The following is an 18,449-nucleotide window of genomic DNA, read 5'->3' on the forward strand; positions in this document are numbered from 1 at the left end:
GCACTCCTCCCATGCGCTTCTTCCCGTTGATCGCCGCGCTCCTGCTCACCGCCGCGTGTGCCACGCCGCCCCGGCCCGCGGGCGCTCCGTCGCGCGTGGTGGTGGTGGGAGCCTCGACGGTGCCCCGGCCCGCGCCGCGCGGAGTGGTGGCCGACGTGTTCGGCGGCGAGGAGCCTCGCGACGTCGTGGCCCGGGAGGCGGCCGAGGCCCTGCGCGCGCGGGGCTTCTCGGTGCTGGGGGTGGAGACCGTCGTGGGGCCGGCGCCCACGGTGGAGGAGGCGGCACGACTCGCGCGCGAGCGCCAGGTGGACGCCACGGTGGTGCTCGTGCTCACGCGGTTGGATCTCTCCGCGCTCCAGCCGCTCGGCCAGGTGGAGGTGGCGCTCGAGTCGCGCATGGTCGGCCCCACGGGGCAGGTGTGGACGAGCGAGGAGCGGAGGACGGCCACCGCGGAGCGGCTCTATCAGTCGCGGACGAATTGGCGCTCGCACGTCCGGCAGGCCGTCATCCAGTCGGTCCGGGAGTTGCCATGAGCATGCTAAGGGGAGGAGCCGTGAAGCACTTCGTGTTGGCGTGGATGGTGTTGCTGGGTGGAGTGGCGGCGCTGCCCGCGCGCGCGGCGGCGACGTACTTCACCACGCCGCAGGTCCTCAAGGAGTTCTTCCCCCAGAGCCAGCGCGTCACCTACCGCAAGGTGAAGCTCGGTCCCGCGGAGCAGGCGGCGTTGCAGGGGCGGCTCGGCTACAAGCCGGCGAAGGCCGAGTACGTCTTCTTCGTGGCCACCACGGGCGAGCACGTGGACGGCTACGCCCTCATCGACGAGGAACTCGGCCAGCACGAGCAGATCACCTTCGCCGTGAAGCTGTCCCCCACGGGCACCGTCGAGCGCCACGAGGTGATGGTGTACCGCGAGGCCTACGGGCAGGAGATCTCCGACGCGCGCTTTCGCCGCCAGTTCCAGGGCAAGACGGTGAAGGATCCGGTGCGCGCGGGGACGGACATCGACGTGGTGACGGGCGCGACCATCTCCTCGCGCTCCATGGCCGTCGGCGTGCGCCGCTCGCTCATTCTCCTGGACGAACTCGTCCTCAAGCCGAACGCGTCCCAGAACACCAAGGGGTAGCCCGCTCGTGCGCCAGTTCGCCCGGCCATTTCCCATCACCCGACTGTCGCTCGAGGCGCGAGTCCTCTACACCGGCTTCCTGCTGTTCCTGGTGCTGGGGCTGGCCTCCTCGGTGTGGCTCTACGCGGATTCGTTCGGGGCCCTGTCGGCCCGGAGCGCCGCGGAGTACTACCGGGGAGGCGCCGCGCCCGCGCCCGTGGCGGACGACGCCGGAGGCCCCGCGCTGGAACTGCCCGACGAGGCAGTGGCCCCCGAGCCCCTGCGGCTGGAGAAGCCGGCTCGCCAGGTGATGGAGACGTTCCACTTCCATCTGTTCACGGTGCCCGTGGTGCTGCTCATCGTGGGGCACCTGTTCATGCTCACGTCGTTGTCGGTGCGGCTCAAGGTGGGCGTCATCGCCTTCTCCTCGGCGGCGACGTTCGTGCACCTGCTGGCGCCGCTGCTCGTGCGCTTTGGCGGGCCGGGGTGGGGCGTGCTCATGCCGGTGTCGGTGGTGGGCGCGGCGCTGGGCTGGCTGCCCATGCTGCTCTGGCCGTTGTGGGAGATGTGGCGGCCCCTGCCCGTGGAGGCGGACGGGGAATGATCAGCGTCGTCATCCCCGCGCGCGACGAGGTGCACGCCGTCGCGGGCGTGGTGCGGCGGGTGCGCGAGGCGCTCGCGCACGAGGCGCATGAGATCCTCGTCGTGGACGATGGCTCGCGCGACGGCACGGGCGAGGCGGCGCGGGAGGCGGGGGCGCGGGTGCTGACGGTGGGCGGAATCGGGTACGGCGCGGCGATCAAGGCCGGGGCCGCCCAGGCGCGAGGCACGTGGCTGGCGCTCCTCGACGCGGATGGGACGTACCCGGAGGCGGCGCTGCCCGGGCTGGTGGCGGCGGTACGCGCGGGCGCCCGGCAGGCCATTGGCGCGCGGCCGGGCTTCGGACCCGGGGAGTCGCTCGCGCGCTCGGTGGTGAAGGCGCTCTTCCGGGGCGCGGTGCGGTGGGTGGGCGGCTTCGCGGCGCCGGACTTGAACTCGGGCCTGCGGGTGCTGCGCACGGCGGATCTGCTGGCGCTCGCGCCGGTGTTGCCGGATCGCTTCTCGCTCACCACCACGCTGACGTTGGCGCTGGCGGCGGCGGGAGATCCCATCGTCTTCCAACCCATCGCCTACCGGGCGCGTGTGGGCCGCTCGAAGTGGAGGCCCGTGCGCGACACGTGGCGCATGGGCCGCACCGTGGCGCGAGGCATCGGCTGGCTTCGGGCGGGCCGGGCCCCGGGGACGCTCGCGGCCCTGGAATTGCCCTCGGTGCGAGGCACGGGGTGAGCGCGCCGACGGTCGTCATCGGCGCGGGCCCGGCGGGGCTGTCCGCGGCGCATGCGCTCGTCCGGGCCGGGGAGCGCGTGGTGGTGCTGGAGGCCGAGGAGCGGGTGGGGGGGCTCTCGGGCTCGTTCGACTTCGCGGGATTCCAGGTGGACTACGGCCCGCACCGGCTGCACCAGGCGGCGGCCCCCGAGGTGCTGGAGCTCTACCGGCTGGCGCTCGGCGGGGCGCTGCGGGTGCGGGCGCGCCGGGGCCTCGTGCACGTGGGTGACAAGCGCCTGCCCTATCCCTTGTCGCTGCTCGGCATCGCGCGGGGGTTGGGGCTCGCGGAGGTGGCGCGGCATGGGGTGTCGGCGGTGATGGCGCGGCTGCGCCCCCCCGAGGGCCAGCACTTCGGCGCGGAGGCGGCGCGGCGGCTGGGACGGCATGCGGCGCGGGTGCTGTACGAGCCCGCGGCGCGCAAGGTGTGGGGCCTGGAGCCCGAGGCGTTGGACGAGGCGCTCGGGCGGGCGCGGGTGGGGAAGGGCGGCCCGCTGGAGGTGTTGCGCGCGGCGCTCGGGCGGGGAGGGGCCTCGGCGGGGCGGCGCTACTTCTACCCGGAGGCCGGCGTGGGGGCACTGGCCGAGGGCCTCGCGGAGCACATCCGCCGGGCGGGAGGCGAGGTGCGGTGTGGCGCGGCGGCCGAGGGCCTGGTGCTGGAGCGCGGACGGGTGCGTGCCGTGGTGGTGGAGGGGCGGGAGGTGCCGGCGCGGGCGGTGGTGGCGACGGTGCCCCTGCCACGGCTGTGCGACTGGGTGGACCGGCCCGAGGCCGCCGAGGGCCTGGACTACCGGGCGCTGACGCTGCTGTACCTGCTGCTCGCGACGGAGCGGGGCAGCGAGCGGGACGTGCACTACTTCGCGGACGGACGGCTCCCGGCCAATCGCCTCTTCGAGCCGCGCAACTTCTCCGGGCACGGGCCTCCGGGGCGCACGGTGGTGGGGTTCGATCTGCCGTGCGCGGTGGGGGACGAACTCTGGAGTGCTTCGCCCGAGGAGCTGACGCGGCGGGTGCGGCCGGCGCTGGAGCGCACGGGCCTGGCGGGAGTCGAGGTACTCGACAGCCGTGTGCGCCGCGTGGCGGCGGCCTATCCCCTGTATCGCCGGGGCTTCGCGGTGTCCCGGGAGCGCGCGCTCGAGGCCTTGAGTCAGTTCGAGGGCCTCTATCCCCTGGGGAGGAGCGCGCTGTTCATCCATGACAACGTGCACCACGCCTGCGCGGCGGGTCTGGCATTGGGCCGACTGCTCGCGGACGGCGCGAGCAGTAGGGATTGGCGGGCGCGGCAGAAACCCTTCCTCGAGACGCGGATCGAGGACTGACCGAATCCGGTCGTAAGGGGGGCCGCGTCGTCGCGTGTTACTCGCGGTATGAGCGACTCGAGCAGCTCGCGAGCCGAATAATCCAGACGAACAGCCTGTTCACGCCTGAACGCCCATAATCAGGCATGCTGGCGCGAAGACGTCATGGGGACCGGTTCTCGCCCACGGGAGTGCTCCTCCATGTTGGATATTCCAGGGTACAGGGTTCTGGGAACCATCCGGGCCACGGGCTCGAACGCGCTGTTCCAGGCGGTGCGTGAGGCCGATGGTCTGCCCGTCATCATCAAGACGCCCATGGCGGCCTCGCCTGGTCGCACGGAGAGCGAACGGTACCGGCGCGAGTTCTCCATCCTGCAGCGGCTCCAGGACGTGCGGGGCGTGGCCCGGCCCTATGCCTGCGAACGACTCGGCGAGCGGCCCGTGCTGCTGCTGGAGCGAGTGCAGGGCCAAACCCTGTCCGAGTCCACGGGCCAGCCCCTGGAACTGTCCCGGTTCTTGCGTCTGGCCCTCTCCCTGACGTCCACCCTCGGGGAGGTCCACTGCCGCAACGTCATCCACAAGGACATCAAACCCTCCAACATCATGGTGGAACCTTCGGGCGAAGCACGGCTCATCGACTTCGGGGTGGCCACGCTGCAGAAGGTGGAGCATCTGGACGCGGCTCCCACGCACCTGATTGAAGGCACGCTGGCGTACATGTCGCCGGAGCAGACGGGGCGGATGAACCGGGTGGTGGACTACCGCACGGACTTCTACTCGTTGGGCGTCACCTTCTACGAGCTGCTCACGGGGCAGCGCCCCTTCCAGGGCAAAGACGCGCTCGAGTGGTTTCACGCCCACATGGCGCGGCAACCCAGGCCTCCGCACGAGCTCAACCCGCAAGTGCCCCCGGCCCTGTCCGCCGTCGTCCTCAAGCTGCTGGCGAAGACGGCCGAGGAGCGCTACCAGAGCACCGAGGGACTCCAGGCGGACCTGGAGCGCTGCGGCCAGGCGCTGGGCCAGGGCGTGCAGGCGGTGTTCCCGCTGGGCACACAAGACACGCCCCTCCGGTTCCAACTGCCGCAACGGCTCTACGGGCGTGAAGCCCAGGTGTCCACCCTGCTCGAGGGCTTCGAGCGGGTGGCGCGCACGGGGCGGCCGGAGCTCTTCCTCGTCAGCGGGTACTCGGGCATCGGTAAGTCTTCCGTGGTGCATGAGTTGCACAAGCCCGTGGTGGAGCGCCGCGGCTTCTTCCTGAGTGGCAAGTTCGACCAGTTCCAGCGGGACATTCCCTACGTCACCCTCGCTCAGACGCTCCAGGGCCTGGTGCAGCAGTTGCTCGCGGGCAGTGAGGAGGAGCTGGCCCGGTGGCGCGAGCGGGTGAATCAGGCCTGGGAAGGCGATGGTCAGGCACTCGTGGACCTGGTACCTCAACTCGAAGTGCTGGTGGGCCCCCAGCCCGCTCTCCAGGAAGTGTCCCCCAGTGAAGCCCAGCGCCGTTTCTACCGGGTGGTCCACCAATTCCTCTCGGTGTTCGCCACCCGGGAGCAGCCCCTGGTGGTGTTCCTGGATGACCTGCAGTGGGCGGACCTCGCCAGTCTTCAGCTGCTCGCTCAAATGCTGTCGCGGCCGGAGTCCCTCCCGGTGCTATGGATTGGCGCCTACCGGGACAACGAGGTGAGCGCCTCTCACCCGCTCATGCCGGTGTTGGAAGAGGTGCGCAAGGCGGGAGCAAGCGTGACGGATCTCCGCCTGGAGCCCCTGAGCGTGGCGCAGGTGGAACACCTGGTGGGCGACACGCTGCCGGGAGCGGGAGCGGAGATAGTGGCCCCCCTCTCGGCGCAGGTGCACGAGAAGACGGGGGGCAATCCCTTCTTCCTGCTGCAATTGCTGGTGGCGCTCCACCAGGATGGCTTGCTGGTGCGCGTGCCCGGAGGCGGCTGGCGGTGGGATGCCGAGGGGGTGCGAGCCCGGGACTACTCGGAGAACATCGTCGACTTCATGGTGGGCAAGTTGCGCCAGTTCCCTCCGGGCACGCAGCACCTGCTGCGGCTGGCCGCGTGCGTGGGCAACCTCTTCTCCCTTCAGATGCTGGGCACCCTCGCTGGCCTGGGGGCGGTGGAGGACGTGGAACAGGGGCTGGAGCCCGTGCTCCAGGAAGGCATGCTGGTGCGCACGGGCCCGGAGCAGTACCGCTTCCTGCATGACCGCCTCCAGCAGGCGGCCCATTCCCTCCTCTCCGAGGCCGAGCGCGAGGCCGTTCACCTGCGCATCGGCCGCCTGCTGCTCGAGCGTCTTTCCCCGGAACAACTGCGCGAGTCGCTCTTCGACGTGGTGAGCCAGCTCAACGCCGGAATGGCGCTCATGGAGGACCCCGCCGAGCGCCACCAGCTCGCGCGACTGAACGCCGAGGCGGGTGACAAGGCCCGGGCCGCGGTGGCGCTCCCGCGCGCCATCTCCTATTTCTCGACGGCCTTCCCGCTCATTCCGGGAGACCCCTGGGAGACGGACCCCGCGCTGGCCTTCCAACTCCAACTCGAACAGGCACGCTGTGAGTTCATGCACGGCAACCTCGCCGAGGCGCGCCGTCTGGTCGAGGAGCTCCGCCCCCGGGCACGCACCCCTCCGGACACGGTGGCCGTCTATATCCTGAAGCAAAACATCCACTTCGCCGCGGGTGAGGACCAGGAGGGCCTCACGTGCATGCTGGAATGCCTGGCGTTGCTGGGCATGCCGCTCTCGCGGGAGCCCACCCGGGAGGAGGCGGTGGCCGCCTATGAGGAGGTGTGGGCCTTGCTGGGGGAGCGTCCCATCGAGAGCTTCATCGAGCTGCCCCCCATGACCGACCCGGAGATGAGGCTGGTCGTCAGCGCCCTCTTCAAGCTTTTCTTTTCCGCGGCCTCCGCCAACCAAAACCTGGTCACCATCTCCCTGAGCCGGATGGTGTCCCTCACCCTCCGCCACGGCTTCGTGGATGCCGTCGTGAGCGGATATAGCTGGTTTGGCCTCATCGCCGGCGATTTCTTCAAGCAGTACCGGGAAGGCATTGCCTTCGGCAGGCTCGCTCTCGGGTTGGTCGAGCGGTACAATCTGTCCACCAGCCGGGGGGATGTCCTCTTCTGCATGCAGTACAGCAGCCCTTGGACCCAGCCCCTCCCCGAAGTACAGGAGATCACCCTCAGAGCCCTCCACCACTCGATTCAAGTGGGGGACACCATGCCCGCCGCCTACTGCAGCCTTTATAGTGTCACCAACCGCTTCGCCATGGGGCACAACCTGGAGGAGGTCCACCAGGAGTCGCTCGTGCGCGGCGAGTTCTTGCGCAAGACGGCGTTCCTGGAGCCCCAGGATCAGTTCCTCCTCGTTCAGCGCTACGTGCAGCAGCTGCGCGGGCACTCCCTCTCGTTCGGTACGCTCAACGGGGACGGCTTCGATGAGCAGTCCTTCGAAGCCCGGATACCCAAGAGCATGACCCGCACGTGGTGCTCCTATTGGATCATCAAGCTCCAATCGCGATTCATGTGCGGCGACTACGCGCAAGCCCGCGGAGCAGCGGACAAGGGGGCCAAACACCTGTGGGTCCTCAAAGACATCTTCCACCTCTGTGGATTCCACCTCTACCGAGCCCTGAGCCTGGCGGCGTGCTTCGAGGGGGCCACGCCGGAGGAGCAGCAGCGGTTCCTCGAGGACATCCAGAGTGATCAGCAACAGCTCGCGGAATGGGCAGGCCACTGCCCCCAGAACTACCACGCGCCCGAGCGGATGGTGTCCGGGGAACTGGCCCGCCTCGCGGGTCGGCCGGACCTGGCCACACGCGCGTACGAAGAGGCCATCCGCTCGGCCCGGGAGAACGGGGCCACCCAGTACGTCGCACTGGCCAGCGAGCTCGCCGCGAACCTCTGGCGCACTCAGCAGTCGCCCATCGTCGCCCACGCCTTCGCGCGCGAGTCCTGGGCGGCCTACCGGCAGTGGGGCGCCCGGGGCAAGGTCCAGCACCTGGAGTCCCTCTGGCCCCACCTCTCTTCCTCCTCGGCCACCACGGCCACCACGGACGCGCTGACCACCAGCAGTACGGACTCGACCCGCATCGACGCCCTCACGGTCGTCAAGGCCCAGCAGGCCGTCTCCAGCGAAATCGTCCTGGAGCGTCTGGTGACCACACTGCTGCGCGCGGCCATCGAAAACGCCGGAGCCCAGCGAGGCGCCCTGCTGCTGCCCGATGGCGACTCGCTCTCGGTGGCGGCCCACTCCGATGCTTCACCAGAGCAAGTCACCCAAGCGCTGCCCTGGATGCTCCTCTCCTACGTGCGACGCACGCGCGAGCACGTGCTCATCGGCGATGCCTCCCTGCCGCACCCCTTCTCCTCCGATGCCTGGCTGGCCCAGAGCGGAGCTCGCTCGGTGTTGTGCCTGCCCCTGTTGCGGCAGGAGCGGTTCTCCGGAGTGCTGTACCTGGAGAACAACCTGGCCACCAATGCCTTCAGCCCCGCGCGCCTGGCTCTCCTGGGTCACCTCGCCTCCCAGGCCGCCATCTCCATCGAGAACGCCCGGCTGTACGCGGATGTCCAGCACGCCAGAATGGAGCTGCGCCGGGCCAATGAAGAGCTGGAGCAACGGGTGGAGGAGCGCACGCGCGAGCTCAAGCAGGCCCAGGCCCGACTGGTGGACACCGCGCGCGAGGTGGGCATGGCGGAGGTGGCCTCCAACGTCCTGCACAACGTGGGCAATGTGCTCACCAGCGCCGTCGTCAACCTGGAGATGATGCGTCAGTCCCTCGGCTCCTCTCGCGTGGGCCGCTTGAAGCAGGCGGCGGCGCTCCTCGTCGCGCAGCGCGACAACCTCGCGGACTTCCTGACGAGCAGCCCCCGGGGCAGACACCTCCCGGACTACCTGACGGCGCTGGGCGAGGAGATGATGCGCGAGCAGATGCGCCTCATGGAGGACATGGAGGTCATGAACCGGCACATCGAGCACATCCGCGCCATCGTCCAGGTGCAACAGACGTATGCGAAGAGCGCGCTGATGACGGAGGAGTGCGAGCTGTCCCTGCTCATCGACGACGCGCTGCGCATCCAGCTGGCCGCCTTGCAGCGCCACGGCGTCACCGTGCATCGGGAGTTGTCACCCGTGCCGCCAGTGACGGTGGACAAGCACAAGGTGCTGCAGATCCTCATCAACCTCATCAGCAATGCCAAGCAGGCGTTGGACCCAATGCCCGAGGGGCGGCGCAACCTCTGGGTGCGGCTGAGCGCGCAGGGGCCGGTGGCTCGCATCCAGGTGGTGGATGATGGCGTGGGCATCGCCCCCGAGGTGAAAGGCAAGCTGTTCTCTCACGGCTTCACCACCCGCAAGGAGGGCCATGGCTTCGGACTGCACTCCAGCGCCCTCGCGGCACAGCTCCTCAATGGCCGCCTGACCATCGACAGCGCGGGACCGGGCCAGGGCGCCGTGACCACCTTGGAGCTTCCCCTCAACCAGGCCGCGTGAGCCGGTCCATTGCCGCGCGTTTCGCGGGGGTCGAGCCCGCCCGGCTACCTGTGTGCCGGGTCGACGTGCGGACCTGAATGGTCATGACGCTGGAGCAGTTCGACCAGACGGTCCACGTGTGAGGCCAGACGCCGTTCGACCAGATTGGTGACACTCAGCAGCAGACCGGGCCGCGAGGGCCCCACGTACCAGAACGACAGCGGCAGGGGCGCCAGGCCCAGGCTCAGGGCCTCGGCCGCCAGGCGCCGATCGTCGAGGCCTTCCGGCAGGCCGATGCGCACCGCCAGCCCACCGGCGGGTTGGACCTCGAAGGCTTCCCCCAGCTGGGCCCGCAGGCGCGCCAGCAGGGCCTCGCGTCGGGCGCGGTAGAGCCGCTTCATGCGCCGCAGGTGGCGCAGGTAGTGCCCGTCGGCCATGAAGGCCGTCACGGCGCGTTGCGGCTCGTCACCGGGGGCGCAGACCAGACACGCCGCGGCCTCTCCGACCCGTGCGACGAGCGAGGGCGGCACGACCAAGAATCCAAGGCGGAGCGACGGACTGAGGGTCTTGCTGAAGCTGCCCACGTGCAGCACCCGTCCGTCGGGATCCAACGAGGCCAGGGCGGGGGCGGCGCGGCCCTCGAGCTGCAACTCGCTGAGGTAGTCGTCCTCGACGATCCAGGCCTCGGAGGCGTGGGCCCAGTCCAGCAGGGCCCGGCGGCGGGCCGGGGACAGGGTCATGCCCAGCGGAGACTGTTGCCCGGGAGTGACGATCGCGAGCTGGGCGTCGGGCGCGCGGCGCCTCCCCTCGGCGACGACGAGGCCCTCCGCGTCGACCGGGACGGGGACCGGCTCGAGTCCGGTGAGCTCCAGGGCCCGGCGGGTGAGGGGAAAGCCGGGCTCCTCCATCCACACGGGTCCGCGCGGGCGCAGGGCGCGCAGGAGCAGGTCCAGGGCGCCCGAGAATCCCGCCGTCACGAACACCTGCGAGGGGTCGCAGCGCATGCCGCGCACGAGGGCCAGATGGGCGGCGAGCGCCTGGCGCAGCTCGATGCGGCCGCGCGGGTCGGGGTAGCCCACCGGTCCCCAGGCCGAATCCCGGGCGGCCTTCGTCAGCACCCGCGCCCAGGGGGCGAAGGGAAAGGCATCCTGGGCGGGCACGCCCATCTGGAAGGGCAGTGGGGGCTGCTCGAGGCCGCGCCGCATCTCGGGCATGGGCGAGGGCTCGGCCTTCGCCCGTTTCCGGGGAGGCGTGGCGGGCCCCTCGGCGACGAAGGTCCCGGCCGCGCCCCGGCCCTGCAGCAGCTGCTCATCGACGAGCCGCTCGTAGGCCGCGCGCACCGTGCCGCGGGCCACACCGAGCTGGACGGACAGATCGCGCCAGGAGGGCAGGCGAGCTCCGGCCGCCAGCCGTCCACCGCGGATGGCCTCGCGGATGCCGGTGTGGATCTGCTCGGTCAGGGTGGTCCGGGCCTTCCGGTCGACAGTGATTCCCAGCGGAGCGGTCACGGATGGGATGGTACAGGGGATTCGCCCGTTCTTGGTCCTGTTTCCGGCCCGGCGAGAAACCATACTCCGATACATCCACTCCCTGGAACGAGGATGTCTTCATGAGCCAACGAATCGATTTCGCGACCCTGGCCACCCCGGCCTTCAAGGCACTCAATGGCGTGCGGGTCGCCCTGGATCAGTCGGGTCTTCCCTCGCGGCTGCGCGAGCTGGTCTTCCTGCGCGTGTCGCAGCTCAATGGCTGTGCCTTCTGCATCGACCAGCACTCGCGCCACCTGCTCGAGGATGAACTGCCCTTGGAGAGCCTGTTGTTGGTGCCCGTCTGGCGAGAGGCGGGCGAGCGGTTCTCCGCGCGGGAGCGCGCCGCGCTGGAGTGGGCCGAGGTGGTCACGCGCGTGGCCGACACGGGCGTGCCGGATGCGGCCTTCGAGGCCGTCTCGGCGCACTTCCAGGGCAAGGAGCTGGCGGACCTCACGGTCGCCATCGGGTTGATGAACAGCTACAACCGGCTGGGCGTTGGCTTCCGCCTGGCGCCCGGCGCGCCGAAGAAGAGCTGACGGCCGCCCCTACTGGGGATCGGGCGTCGTCAGGTTCGGGTCGTCGGAGTCGACGACGAAGACGGCCAGGAGCCTGGCGGGCCGGGTCGCGCTGGCGTTCTCGCTCACGCCGTGGTGCGCGCCGGGCGCCTCGTAGAAGTTCTCTCCGGTGCGATAGACCCGCGCGGGCTCGTCACCGACCTGGCTGCGGACCTCACCGGACAGGACATGGGCATAGATGAACGCCGAGGGCGCGTGCCGGTGGGCGGGCGAGCTGCCTCCGGGCGGGTACTCCACCACGACGGTCTTCAAGGACTTGCCGGGCAGGTTGGGAATGGGCTGGGAGAAGATGGGGGTGACCTTCGCGTTCTTCGCGTCCTTGCCGCTGCCGTGAGCGAAGGCGAGCAGGGGCAGGGACAGGGCGCCAAGAAGAGTCAGGATGCGGGTACGGAGCTGCATGTCGTCCTCCGGGGGTGATGTCCCGGCAAGGTACGGGCGAGGTCCGGTGGCCGGTAGAACCAAGACCCGCCGACCTCGCTGTACCAAGACATGCTGGGGCACCTGCACGACGACATCACCCTTGCCACGTATGCCCACTCGTCCTATTATCGAAACCCATCCGTTTCGTTAATTGAGGACAATGGCCATGACCGCGAAGAGAGCACAGCGAACCCTCGACCAGCTCGCCGCCGGAACGACCCTGGCCGAGGCGCTGGACGTTTACGACTCTCTCGCTCCCGCTACGCCAACCCAGATGATCGGCTCGTGGAAGGGTACCGGCATCAATACCGGCAACCCCTTCGACGGACTGCTGGAGCACTTCGGCTGGCACGGGAAGCGCTTCGAAAGCCTCGACGAGGCGCACCCCCTCATCTTCCGCTCCGGGCAGGGTCGGTTGGTCAGCGTCAATCCGGGGCTCATGCCGATCGGCCTCGTCGCGCGGCACGGACAGCGGTTCCTCGGGTCAGGTTGGGCGACGGCGTTCCGTCTCGCGCGTCCACTCCTCACCACGACCGCCCCCAAGGCGCGTCTTCGCCCCGTCGAGTACCGCGGGGTCGTCTCCATGGCGATGAGCTACGACCAGTTGCCGATCATCGATGTGTTCCGTTCGGTCGACGAGGACACGCTCATGGGCGCCATGGATATGCGCGGCCTCGCCGCTCCCTTCATGTTCGTCTTGAGACGCGAAACCGACTCGGCCGCTGGGAGCGTCGCGTGACCCTCCGCACCGCTATCGTCACGGGAGCCGCGAGCGGCATCGGCGCCCTCGCGGTGCAACGCCTGCGAGCGCGCGGCGTGAACGTCGTCGCCGCCGACCGCACGCCGGCGCTCACCGAGTTGTACGCCGGTGACCGGGGCATCGTCACGGCCGTCGGCGACGTCACTGATCCCGGCTACGCGCCCGACCTCGTCCGCACGGCGGAAACAGCTTTCGGTCCTGTTGACCAGCTGTTCCACTCGGCGGGGATCATGCCCGCCGGCGAAATCGGCGACATCCCCATCGAGCAGTTCCTCACTGTCGTCGACGTCAACTACATCGGAACCGTGCGCATGACCCGCGCCGTGCTGCCCTCGATGCGCGAGCGCCGTAGCGGGCAGATCATCGTACTGGGCTCCATCACGGGCTACATTCCGAGCAAAGGCTTCGCCGCCTATTCGGCGAGCAAGGCCGCGGTCAACAGCTATACCGAGACGCTCGACCAGGAGGAGCGCGGGCACGGCATCCATGTTCTTCTTGTCGCCCCGAACGCCGTCAAGACACCGCTGCTGAGCCAGATGAGCGGAGGGCCCGCGGCCATCGCGGCGCTCGCCCAGAAGGAGTCCTCCCCGCTCATGATCACCCCCGACAAGGTCCTCAATGACATTGAGCGCGCCCTGGCCCGGCGTCGGCACCTCTGCCTGCCCGGTGCCCGCGCGGCCTACACTCTGCGCCGACTCTCCCCCGCCCTCGCCTGGGCATTGAACAATCGGCTCAATCAGGCGTGAGCGCCGCACGATGAGTCCCGAACAACCTGCCGGCCGCAAGAGCCGGTTCAGCGAGGAACGACGTGCCGAGGTGTATCGCGCCACCATCGCGCTGATCGCGGAGCGCGGTTACCAAGGAGCGAGCATCGACGAGATCGCGGTCCGCACACAGACGAGCAAAGCGACGCTCTACCGTCAGTGGGGCGACAAGTCGAACCTGGTGCTCACCGCGTTACGGGCCGAGAGCGGTCTGGCCGTCGAGACCATTGACACCGGTTCACTCGACGGCGACCTCACCGCCCTCATGGACATGTTTGGTGCCCGCGCGGGCCAGAACGTGCGACTGGTCCTGACGATCGCCGATGCCGCTCAGCGCGACCTGGAATTGCACACCACGCTCGTGCGCTACGGCATGCCCGAACTTTCCGGCATCGAGCGTATCCTCTCGCGCGCGGTGGAGCGCGGCGAACTGCCGGCCGACCACCCGGCGATCCCCCACGTGCCGCACCTGCTCATCGGCGCCCTGTTCGGCGTCGCCGTCATCGAAGGGCCGGAGGCGCGCATCGACGCCGAGCGCATGCGCGGATTCCTGAGTGACGTCCTCCTGCCGCTTCTCGGAAGGTGCGAGTAGCAGGGGTTGGCGGGAGCGGCAGAAACCCTTCCTCGAAACGCGGATCGAGGACTGACTCGGTGGTATGTCGTCGGCATTGTGGAGGGGAACGGGGCCAGGGGCAGGGCAGCACCCAGGCCTTGGCACCCGGTCGACATGGAGCGGGACATGAAGGTGCTCGTCACGGGAGCCGCGGGCTTCATCGGTTATCACGTCTGTGAGCGGCTGCTGGCCCGGGGGGACACGGTCATCGGGGTGGACAACCTGGACGTGTCGGGAGACGTGACGCTGAAGGCGACGCGGCTGTCGCGGCTGAGGTCGGCGCCGAACTTCGGCTTCCACCGGATGGACATCCGGGACGCGAGGGCCTGCCGGGAGCTCTTCACGGGGGCGCGGCCGGAGCGCGTGGTGCACCTGGCGGCGCGCGTGGGGGTGAGGGCGGAGCCGGTGGACTCCCAGGACTACGCGGAGACGAACGTCTCGGGCTTCCTCCAGGTGTTGGAGTCCTGCCGGCGCACGGGGGTGGGGCACCTGGTGTTCGCCTCGTCGAGCTCGGTGTACGGAGCGGACACGCCGGTGCCGTTCTCCGAGCAGGCGGCGGCGACCCACCCGCTGAACCTGTATGCGGCGACGAAGCGAGCGGACGAGCTGCTGGCGCACGCCTACAGCTACCAGTACGGCCTGCCCATCACCGGACTGCGGCTGTTCTCGGTGTATGGCCCGTGGGGGCGGCCGGACATGGCGCCCATGCTGTTCCTGCGGGCGATGCTGGAGGGCCGCCCGCTGGTGCTGCACGGCGAGGGCAAGCCCCAGCGCGACTTCACCTACGTGGACGACGTGGTGGAGGCGCTGATGCGGGTGCTGGACGCTCCGCCCACCGGCGGCGTGCCGCGCTCCCGCGTGTTGAACGTGGGCCGGGGAGTGCCCGTGGCGGTGGCGCGGCTCGTGGACCTGCTGGAGGAGCTGCTGGGCAGCAAGGCATGGGTGGAACTCCAGGCCGCGCCCCCCGGAGAGATGCACGTGACGTGCGCGGACGTGACGGCGCTGGAGCACGTGACGGGCTTCCGTCCCTCCATCCCTCTGGAGCAGGGGCTGACCCGGCTCGTGGCCTGGTACCGGGGCCACGAGGGCTGAGTAGCCACGATCGAGTTTCGCACTTATTTGAGGACATCCATGGGACCCAGCAGCCAGTTGCCAGGAGCGTTCGGGTCCGCACTCAGGTAGTATTCGAAGAGGGCCTGATGGAACTCCGCACGACTGATCTCGCCGTCGCTGTCCCGGTCGAGCCTCCTGAAGGCCTCGGTGGAGGTGGTCGGAGGGATTCCAAGCGCGTCGTACATCCCCACGTACTCTTCCTTCGAGAGGCTGCCATTGCCGTCGCGGTCAAGAGCGCCCAGCAACCCGTCGACGATGTTGCCCACGGCAATCTCGAAATTCTTCGGGGCGATCACGACAGCATCCATGATGCGGATGAACTCCTGCTTCCCGATCTTCTCGCTCGCCTTGTTCTCGCGGGCCTCCAGCAGGAGGTTCCACCAGTTCATGAACCCCTTGTTCATCGCACTCTTGTTCTTTTGATCCTTCTCGTCCGCCAGGGCGGTGAACAGCTTGACCATTTTCTCGATGTCGTCCTGGGTGATCCATCCATCGCCATTCTGGTCGAACCACTTGAACACGTAATTGAACTTCTTGGCCTGCAAATCCGTTGTCACGAAGGCACCCCTCTGGATTGATTTGTCACTGTCTGAAGCCGTCTTGGCTCCACCATTGCCACGTATCGGGCAAGCACACAGGGCACGGCAGTTGGAGCGTAGATAGTTCCTGGCAACACGGCAAGGAAAAATGAGGGATTTACGCAATACTTCCAATGGCATTGCCAATGAACGTGAAGCATGGTGGCAGCGAGAGTGCCATGGTCGAAGAGCGCGCGGATGAGAGGGGCTCCATCACGGAGAGTCAGTTCGATGATCTCCCGGGACTTTACGAGAGCATGGCTCAGTGGCCCTTCCGTAAAGAGATAGAAACTCCAAGTGTGCTGCAGCGTCTCGGGAGCGTCGAGCAGATGGACGTGCTCGATTTCGGCTGCGGGTCGGGACTGTACTCCCGCCTCTTGAAGGAGCGGGGCGCGAGGCGAGTGGTTGGCTATGACGAGGCGGAGGGCATGCTTCGCTATGCCTCCCGGCGCGAGGAGAAGGAGCGGCGAGGGATTGAATATACGTCAAGACTTGCGGACCGCCTGGAGGGGCAGTTTGACGTCGTCCTGGGGGTCTATGTATTGCCTTACGCGTCCACGCGTGAGGGGCTGCATGCGATGTGCGCGAGCATGTCTCGGCTCCTGCGTCCCGGTGGGCGACTCCTCACGTTGCCGATTCATCCCGCCTACGAGGGGGACCCGGAGTATTACCGGCCCTATGGCCTGCGCCTCGTCTCCGACCGCCCCCACGAGGAAGGCGGCGCGGTCCAACTGGAGCTGAGCTACGACCACTTATGCATGATGCGACCGGAACACGGGCCGGATTGGGCCACAGCAGGCCATGTTCAAGAGGAGCGGTGATGTCCATCGCGATTCACATCAAATTCAAAGCAACAACTAAAGACTTACTTTCCATTCCGGTAGCTACCCAGGGGACGTATCACACGGTGTGGCTTCCCACGGCGGAGAAACTGGGCCTCAAGTGGGTGCCCCTGTTCGAAAACGGGCCCATGGTCGATGTGAACGATCTGGCTGTCGTGATGAATGAATTCCGAAGGCTACGGGAGGCCCTGGCAATCAACCCGAAGAATGTCTCCATCCTGGAACGCATCGATTTCATCCTGGAGGAGCTTGGTGACGTGCCCCTCGGCGAGGTCTCCGAGATCTTTATTGGTTGAAGCCTCTAACAGGGCCAGGCGGGCGAACGGCAGCTCCTCCTCCCCCTGCACCGGCCCACTGCCCAGCAACAGGGCCCCCATTCCGCCTCTATGCAAGACAGCCAAGAGTCCTGGAACTTCGCGGACTCGCACCCTATGCTGCCGCGCAGCACGCCATGAGCCCAAAACCGACTGCAGAGGGAGTTACCGAGGGCATCGACCTGGCGGGGCAGCGATTTCTCATCACGGGGGCCTCGAGTGGCCTCGGCCTCGAGCTCGCCCGGGTCCTCGCGCTGCGGGGCGCGAGCCTCGTCTTGCCCGTGCGCAGCCTCGACAAAGGCCGTCGCGTGCTCGACAGCGCGGGGCTTGACGAGGAGGCGCGTGGCCGCTGCGAGCTCGTCGTGTGCGACCTGTCGCGCTTGGAGGCCGTGCGCGCCCTGGTCGACTCCCTCGTCCAGCAGGGGCGGTCCTTCCAGGGGCTCGCGCTCAATGCGGGTGTCTTCGGCCTGCCTTTCGAGTTGACGCCCGAGGGCCTCGAGTTCACCTTCGCCTCGAACTTCGCGGGCCACTTCGTGCTCCTCCATGGCCTCCTGCGGCACCGGCTCCTGGTCCCCACCGGCCGGGTGCTGGCGACGCTCTCGGAGGCCGTTCGGCTCAACCCGTTCCTCCGTCCGGACGTCCGCCTGCTCACCGAGCCTCGCGCGCATGCGAAGCGCTTCGGCGCGGCCTCGAGCCCGACGGCGAAGGTCCTCCTCTCGCTCAGTCTGCTGCACCTCGCGCGGGCCGTCCGGGGAACCTGGGCGGAACCGATGGAGTTCTTCGGAGTCGACCCGGGTGCGACGCTCACGGACAACATCAACCAGGGAGGCCGGGTGGCGCAGGCGCTGATGCGCGTGCTCGGGCCTCGACTCCTCAAGCCGGTGGGGCAGGGCGCGGCGGTGCTTGCCTGGGCCCTCACGACGCCATCGCTGCCCGGCGAGCGCGGCTTGCGCTACTTCACGAACGAGCTCGCGCCCGTATCGATCCCACGGCGCTGGCTGGATGCGGACCTCGCCGAGCAGGTCTGGCGCGCCAGCGAAGCGCACCTGGCCACGGGTCCGCTGCGGCTTTGAAACCCCAGAAATTCACAAGCCCAAGTCAGGCATGCGGAGAAGGTGTCAGACACTTCGCGTGGGCTCTGGGCTCCTATCTGGGGGAGCGTCACGCGCCTCTCCTCCGCACCTGCTTGGGGGAGTCAAGAGCGCCAATAACTCCGCATGAGTTCCGTGATCCACTGGGGCTGGAACACCTCTCCCCGCGGCGCGAACTCCGCCACCCAGGGCTTGATATCCAGCACCGGCGAGCCATCGATGGCGTCGAGGCCCTCGAGGTGCAGCTGGATGCCATCCACCTTCAAAACCCGGCAAATGGTAGCCCCCATCTGGTTCGGCCGGTTCTTTCCCCTCTGGGCGAAGATCCCAACCTTCGGCCAATCCGTATTGTTGCGCGGGTGCCTGGCCGTCTTCTCCACCTTGGCGGGATCCACCTGGTCCATATGGAAGAGGATTTCCACGTGGGAAAAATCCGTGAGGCCGGCCAGGGCTTCGGGGGTAAATTGAGTAGCGTCTAGTTCGATATAGACCTTCTCCTCGTCCCAATTATCGTCTTCCGCTTTTCCGCGGGTGGAATGCACTCGGCCGACGGCTTGTAAGGTGATGGTTTTCATAAGCTCCAAGCTATCACCACTCTACCCCTGCGCCTGTGGGAAGTAGG

At 68.4% G+C, this 18,449-nt stretch carries 18 protein-coding genes; 14 read left to right on the top strand and 4 right to left on the bottom strand.

Translation table 11 applies throughout. The annotated features are described in order from the left end of the window. The first annotated feature begins 11 nt into the window (after positions 1-11). The 6 genes from D187_RS40265 to D187_RS40290 all read left to right on the top strand — a co-directional run bounded on the left by D187_RS40265 (position 12) and on the right by D187_RS40290 (position 9,249). Positions 12-533, top strand: a complete 522-nt coding sequence (locus D187_RS40265; protein WP_002626088.1) for a hypothetical protein — start codon at positions 12-14, stop codon at positions 531-533. Further along, the gene (locus tag D187_RS40270) at positions 530-1,123 is read left to right on the top strand and encodes an FMN-binding protein (RefSeq protein WP_245591950.1); all 594 of its coding nucleotides are present in this window, start codon (positions 530-532) and stop codon (positions 1,121-1,123) included. The genes D187_RS40265 and D187_RS40270 overlap by 4 nt, the downstream gene beginning before the upstream one ends. Before the next feature lie 7 nt (positions 1,124-1,130). Further along, a complete protein-coding gene (locus D187_RS40275; protein ID WP_002626090.1) occupies positions 1,131-1,706 on the top strand; it encodes an Aq_1264-related membrane protein in 576 nt (191 codons plus the stop codon). Further along, positions 1,703-2,428: a glycosyltransferase family 2 protein gene (locus tag D187_RS59000; protein WP_002626091.1), complete on the top strand. Its 726-nt coding sequence runs from the start codon at positions 1,703-1,705 to the stop codon at positions 2,426-2,428. Before D187_RS40275 ends, D187_RS59000 begins: the two co-directional genes overlap by 4 nt. Then, positions 2,425-3,783 carry a protoporphyrinogen/coproporphyrinogen oxidase gene (locus D187_RS40285; RefSeq protein ID WP_002626092.1) on the top strand — a complete coding sequence of 453 codons (1,359 nt, stop codon included), beginning with the start codon at positions 2,425-2,427 and terminating at the stop codon, positions 3,781-3,783. Before D187_RS59000 ends, D187_RS40285 begins: the two co-directional genes overlap by 4 nt. A 180-nt stretch (positions 3,784-3,963) precedes the next feature. Beyond that, positions 3,964-9,249: a trifunctional serine/threonine-protein kinase/ATP-binding protein/sensor histidine kinase gene (locus D187_RS40290; RefSeq protein ID WP_002626093.1), complete on the top strand. Its 5,286-nt coding sequence runs from the start codon at positions 3,964-3,966 to the stop codon at positions 9,247-9,249. A 44-nt stretch (positions 9,250-9,293) separates the two neighbouring features. Here D187_RS40290 and pdxR read toward each other — a convergent pair whose 3' ends face one another. Then, entirely contained in the window at positions 9,294-10,736 is a 1,443-nt protein-coding gene (pdxR, locus tag D187_RS40295; RefSeq protein WP_002626094.1) for a MocR-like pyridoxine biosynthesis transcription factor PdxR, read from the bottom strand. Between the two features lie 101 nt (positions 10,737-10,837). Here pdxR and D187_RS40300 point away from each other — a divergent pair, with 101 nt between their 5' ends. Then, positions 10,838-11,293: a carboxymuconolactone decarboxylase family protein gene (locus tag D187_RS40300; RefSeq protein WP_002626095.1), complete on the top strand. Its 456-nt coding sequence runs from the start codon at positions 10,838-10,840 to the stop codon at positions 11,291-11,293. Positions 11,294-11,302: 9 nt separating this feature from the next. On the opposite strand, the gene D187_RS40305 is transcribed toward D187_RS40300, so the two are convergent. Then, positions 11,303-11,731, bottom strand: a complete 429-nt coding sequence (locus D187_RS40305; protein WP_002626096.1) for a cupin domain-containing protein — start codon at positions 11,729-11,731, stop codon at positions 11,303-11,305. A 187-nt stretch (positions 11,732-11,918) separates the two neighbouring features. Here D187_RS40305 and D187_RS40310 point away from each other — a divergent pair, with 187 nt between their 5' ends. The 4 genes from D187_RS40310 to D187_RS40325 all read left to right on the top strand — a co-directional run bounded on the left by D187_RS40310 (position 11,919) and on the right by D187_RS40325 (position 14,981). Further along, positions 11,919-12,491, top strand: coding sequence for a DUF4334 domain-containing protein (locus D187_RS40310; protein ID WP_002626097.1), 573 nt, complete (start codon positions 11,919-11,921; stop codon positions 12,489-12,491). Beyond that, positions 12,488-13,258 (top strand): SDR family NAD(P)-dependent oxidoreductase, encoded by a 771-nt coding sequence (locus D187_RS40315; RefSeq protein ID WP_002626098.1) that lies wholly within the window; start codon positions 12,488-12,490, stop codon positions 13,256-13,258. The genes D187_RS40310 and D187_RS40315 overlap by 4 nt, the downstream gene beginning before the upstream one ends. 10 nt (positions 13,259-13,268) lie before the next feature. Continuing rightward, complete coding sequence (locus D187_RS40320) at positions 13,269-13,868, top strand: TetR/AcrR family transcriptional regulator (protein WP_020918601.1); 600 nt, start codon at positions 13,269-13,271, stop codon at positions 13,866-13,868. A 147-nt stretch (positions 13,869-14,015) separates the two neighbouring features. Further along, positions 14,016-14,981 carry an NAD-dependent epimerase/dehydratase family protein gene (locus D187_RS40325; RefSeq protein ID WP_020918602.1) on the top strand — a complete coding sequence of 322 codons (966 nt, stop codon included), beginning with the start codon at positions 14,016-14,018 and terminating at the stop codon, positions 14,979-14,981. Positions 14,982-15,004: 23 nt separating this feature from the next. Here D187_RS40325 and D187_RS40330 read toward each other — a convergent pair whose 3' ends face one another. Next, entirely contained in the window at positions 15,005-15,559 is a 555-nt protein-coding gene (locus D187_RS40330; protein WP_211241633.1) for an EF-hand domain-containing protein, read from the bottom strand. Positions 15,560-15,759: 200 nt separating this feature from the next. Between D187_RS40330 and D187_RS40335 the strand changes: the two genes are divergently transcribed. The 3 genes from D187_RS40335 (at position 15,760) to D187_RS51125 (ending at position 17,809) form a co-directional block, all read left to right on the top strand. Next, positions 15,760-16,401 carry a class I SAM-dependent methyltransferase gene (locus D187_RS40335; RefSeq protein WP_081714056.1) on the top strand — a complete coding sequence of 214 codons (642 nt, stop codon included), beginning with the start codon at positions 15,760-15,762 and terminating at the stop codon, positions 16,399-16,401. Next, on the top strand, positions 16,401-16,718 hold the full coding sequence (locus D187_RS40340) for a hypothetical protein (RefSeq protein WP_043434072.1): 318 nt from the start codon (positions 16,401-16,403) through the stop codon (positions 16,716-16,718). Before D187_RS40335 ends, D187_RS40340 begins: the two co-directional genes overlap by 1 nt. A gap of 155 nt (positions 16,719-16,873) precedes the next feature. Continuing rightward, a complete protein-coding gene (locus D187_RS51125) occupies positions 16,874-17,809 on the top strand; it encodes an SDR family NAD(P)-dependent oxidoreductase (RefSeq protein WP_002626103.1) in 936 nt (311 codons plus the stop codon). A gap of 122 nt (positions 17,810-17,931) precedes the next feature. Here the strand turns inward: D187_RS51125 and D187_RS40350 are convergent, their stop codons facing one another. Then, the gene (locus D187_RS40350) at positions 17,932-18,402 is read right to left on the bottom strand and encodes an SAM-dependent methyltransferase (protein WP_043434074.1); all 471 of its coding nucleotides are present in this window, start codon (positions 18,400-18,402) and stop codon (positions 17,932-17,934) included. Positions 18,403-18,449: the final 47 nt, after the last annotated feature.

It is taken from the genome of Cystobacter fuscus DSM 2262 (genome assembly GCF_000335475.2).
In the GTDB taxonomy this organism is placed as follows: Bacteria; Myxococcota; Myxococcia; order Myxococcales; family Myxococcaceae; genus Cystobacter; species Cystobacter fuscus.

Bases quoted from the DNA above. Each gene is read 5' to 3' on its own strand.
- D187_RS51125 (WP_002626103.1), top strand. From the start codon at position 16,874: ATGAGCCCAAAACCGACTGCAGAGGGAGTTACCGAGGGCATCGACCTG.
- D187_RS40300 (WP_002626095.1), top strand. From the start codon at position 10,838: ATGAGCCAACGAATCGATTTCGCGACCCTGGCCACCCCGGCCTTCAAG.
- D187_RS40265 (WP_002626088.1), top strand. From the start codon at position 12: ATGCGCTTCTTCCCGTTGATCGCCGCGCTCCTGCTCACCGCCGCGTGT.
- D187_RS59000 (WP_002626091.1), top strand. From the start codon at position 1,703: ATGATCAGCGTCGTCATCCCCGCGCGCGACGAGGTGCACGCCGTCGCG.
- D187_RS40320 (WP_020918601.1), top strand. From the start codon at position 13,269: ATGAGTCCCGAACAACCTGCCGGCCGCAAGAGCCGGTTCAGCGAGGAA.
- D187_RS40350 (WP_043434074.1), bottom strand. From the start codon at position 18,402: ATGAAAACCATCACCTTACAAGCCGTCGGCCGAGTGCATTCCACCCGC.
- D187_RS40335 (WP_081714056.1), top strand. From the start codon at position 15,760: ATGGTCGAAGAGCGCGCGGATGAGAGGGGCTCCATCACGGAGAGTCAG.
- D187_RS40340 (WP_043434072.1), top strand. From the start codon at position 16,401: ATGTCCATCGCGATTCACATCAAATTCAAAGCAACAACTAAAGACTTA.
- D187_RS40290 (WP_002626093.1), top strand. From the start codon at position 3,964: ATGTTGGATATTCCAGGGTACAGGGTTCTGGGAACCATCCGGGCCACG.
- D187_RS40270 (WP_245591950.1), top strand. From the start codon at position 530: ATGAGCATGCTAAGGGGAGGAGCCGTGAAGCACTTCGTGTTGGCGTGG.
- D187_RS40325 (WP_020918602.1), top strand. From the start codon at position 14,016: ATGAAGGTGCTCGTCACGGGAGCCGCGGGCTTCATCGGTTATCACGTC.
- D187_RS40305 (WP_002626096.1), bottom strand. From the start codon at position 11,731: ATGCAGCTCCGTACCCGCATCCTGACTCTTCTTGGCGCCCTGTCCCTG.
- D187_RS40310 (WP_002626097.1), top strand. From the start codon at position 11,919: ATGACCGCGAAGAGAGCACAGCGAACCCTCGACCAGCTCGCCGCCGGA.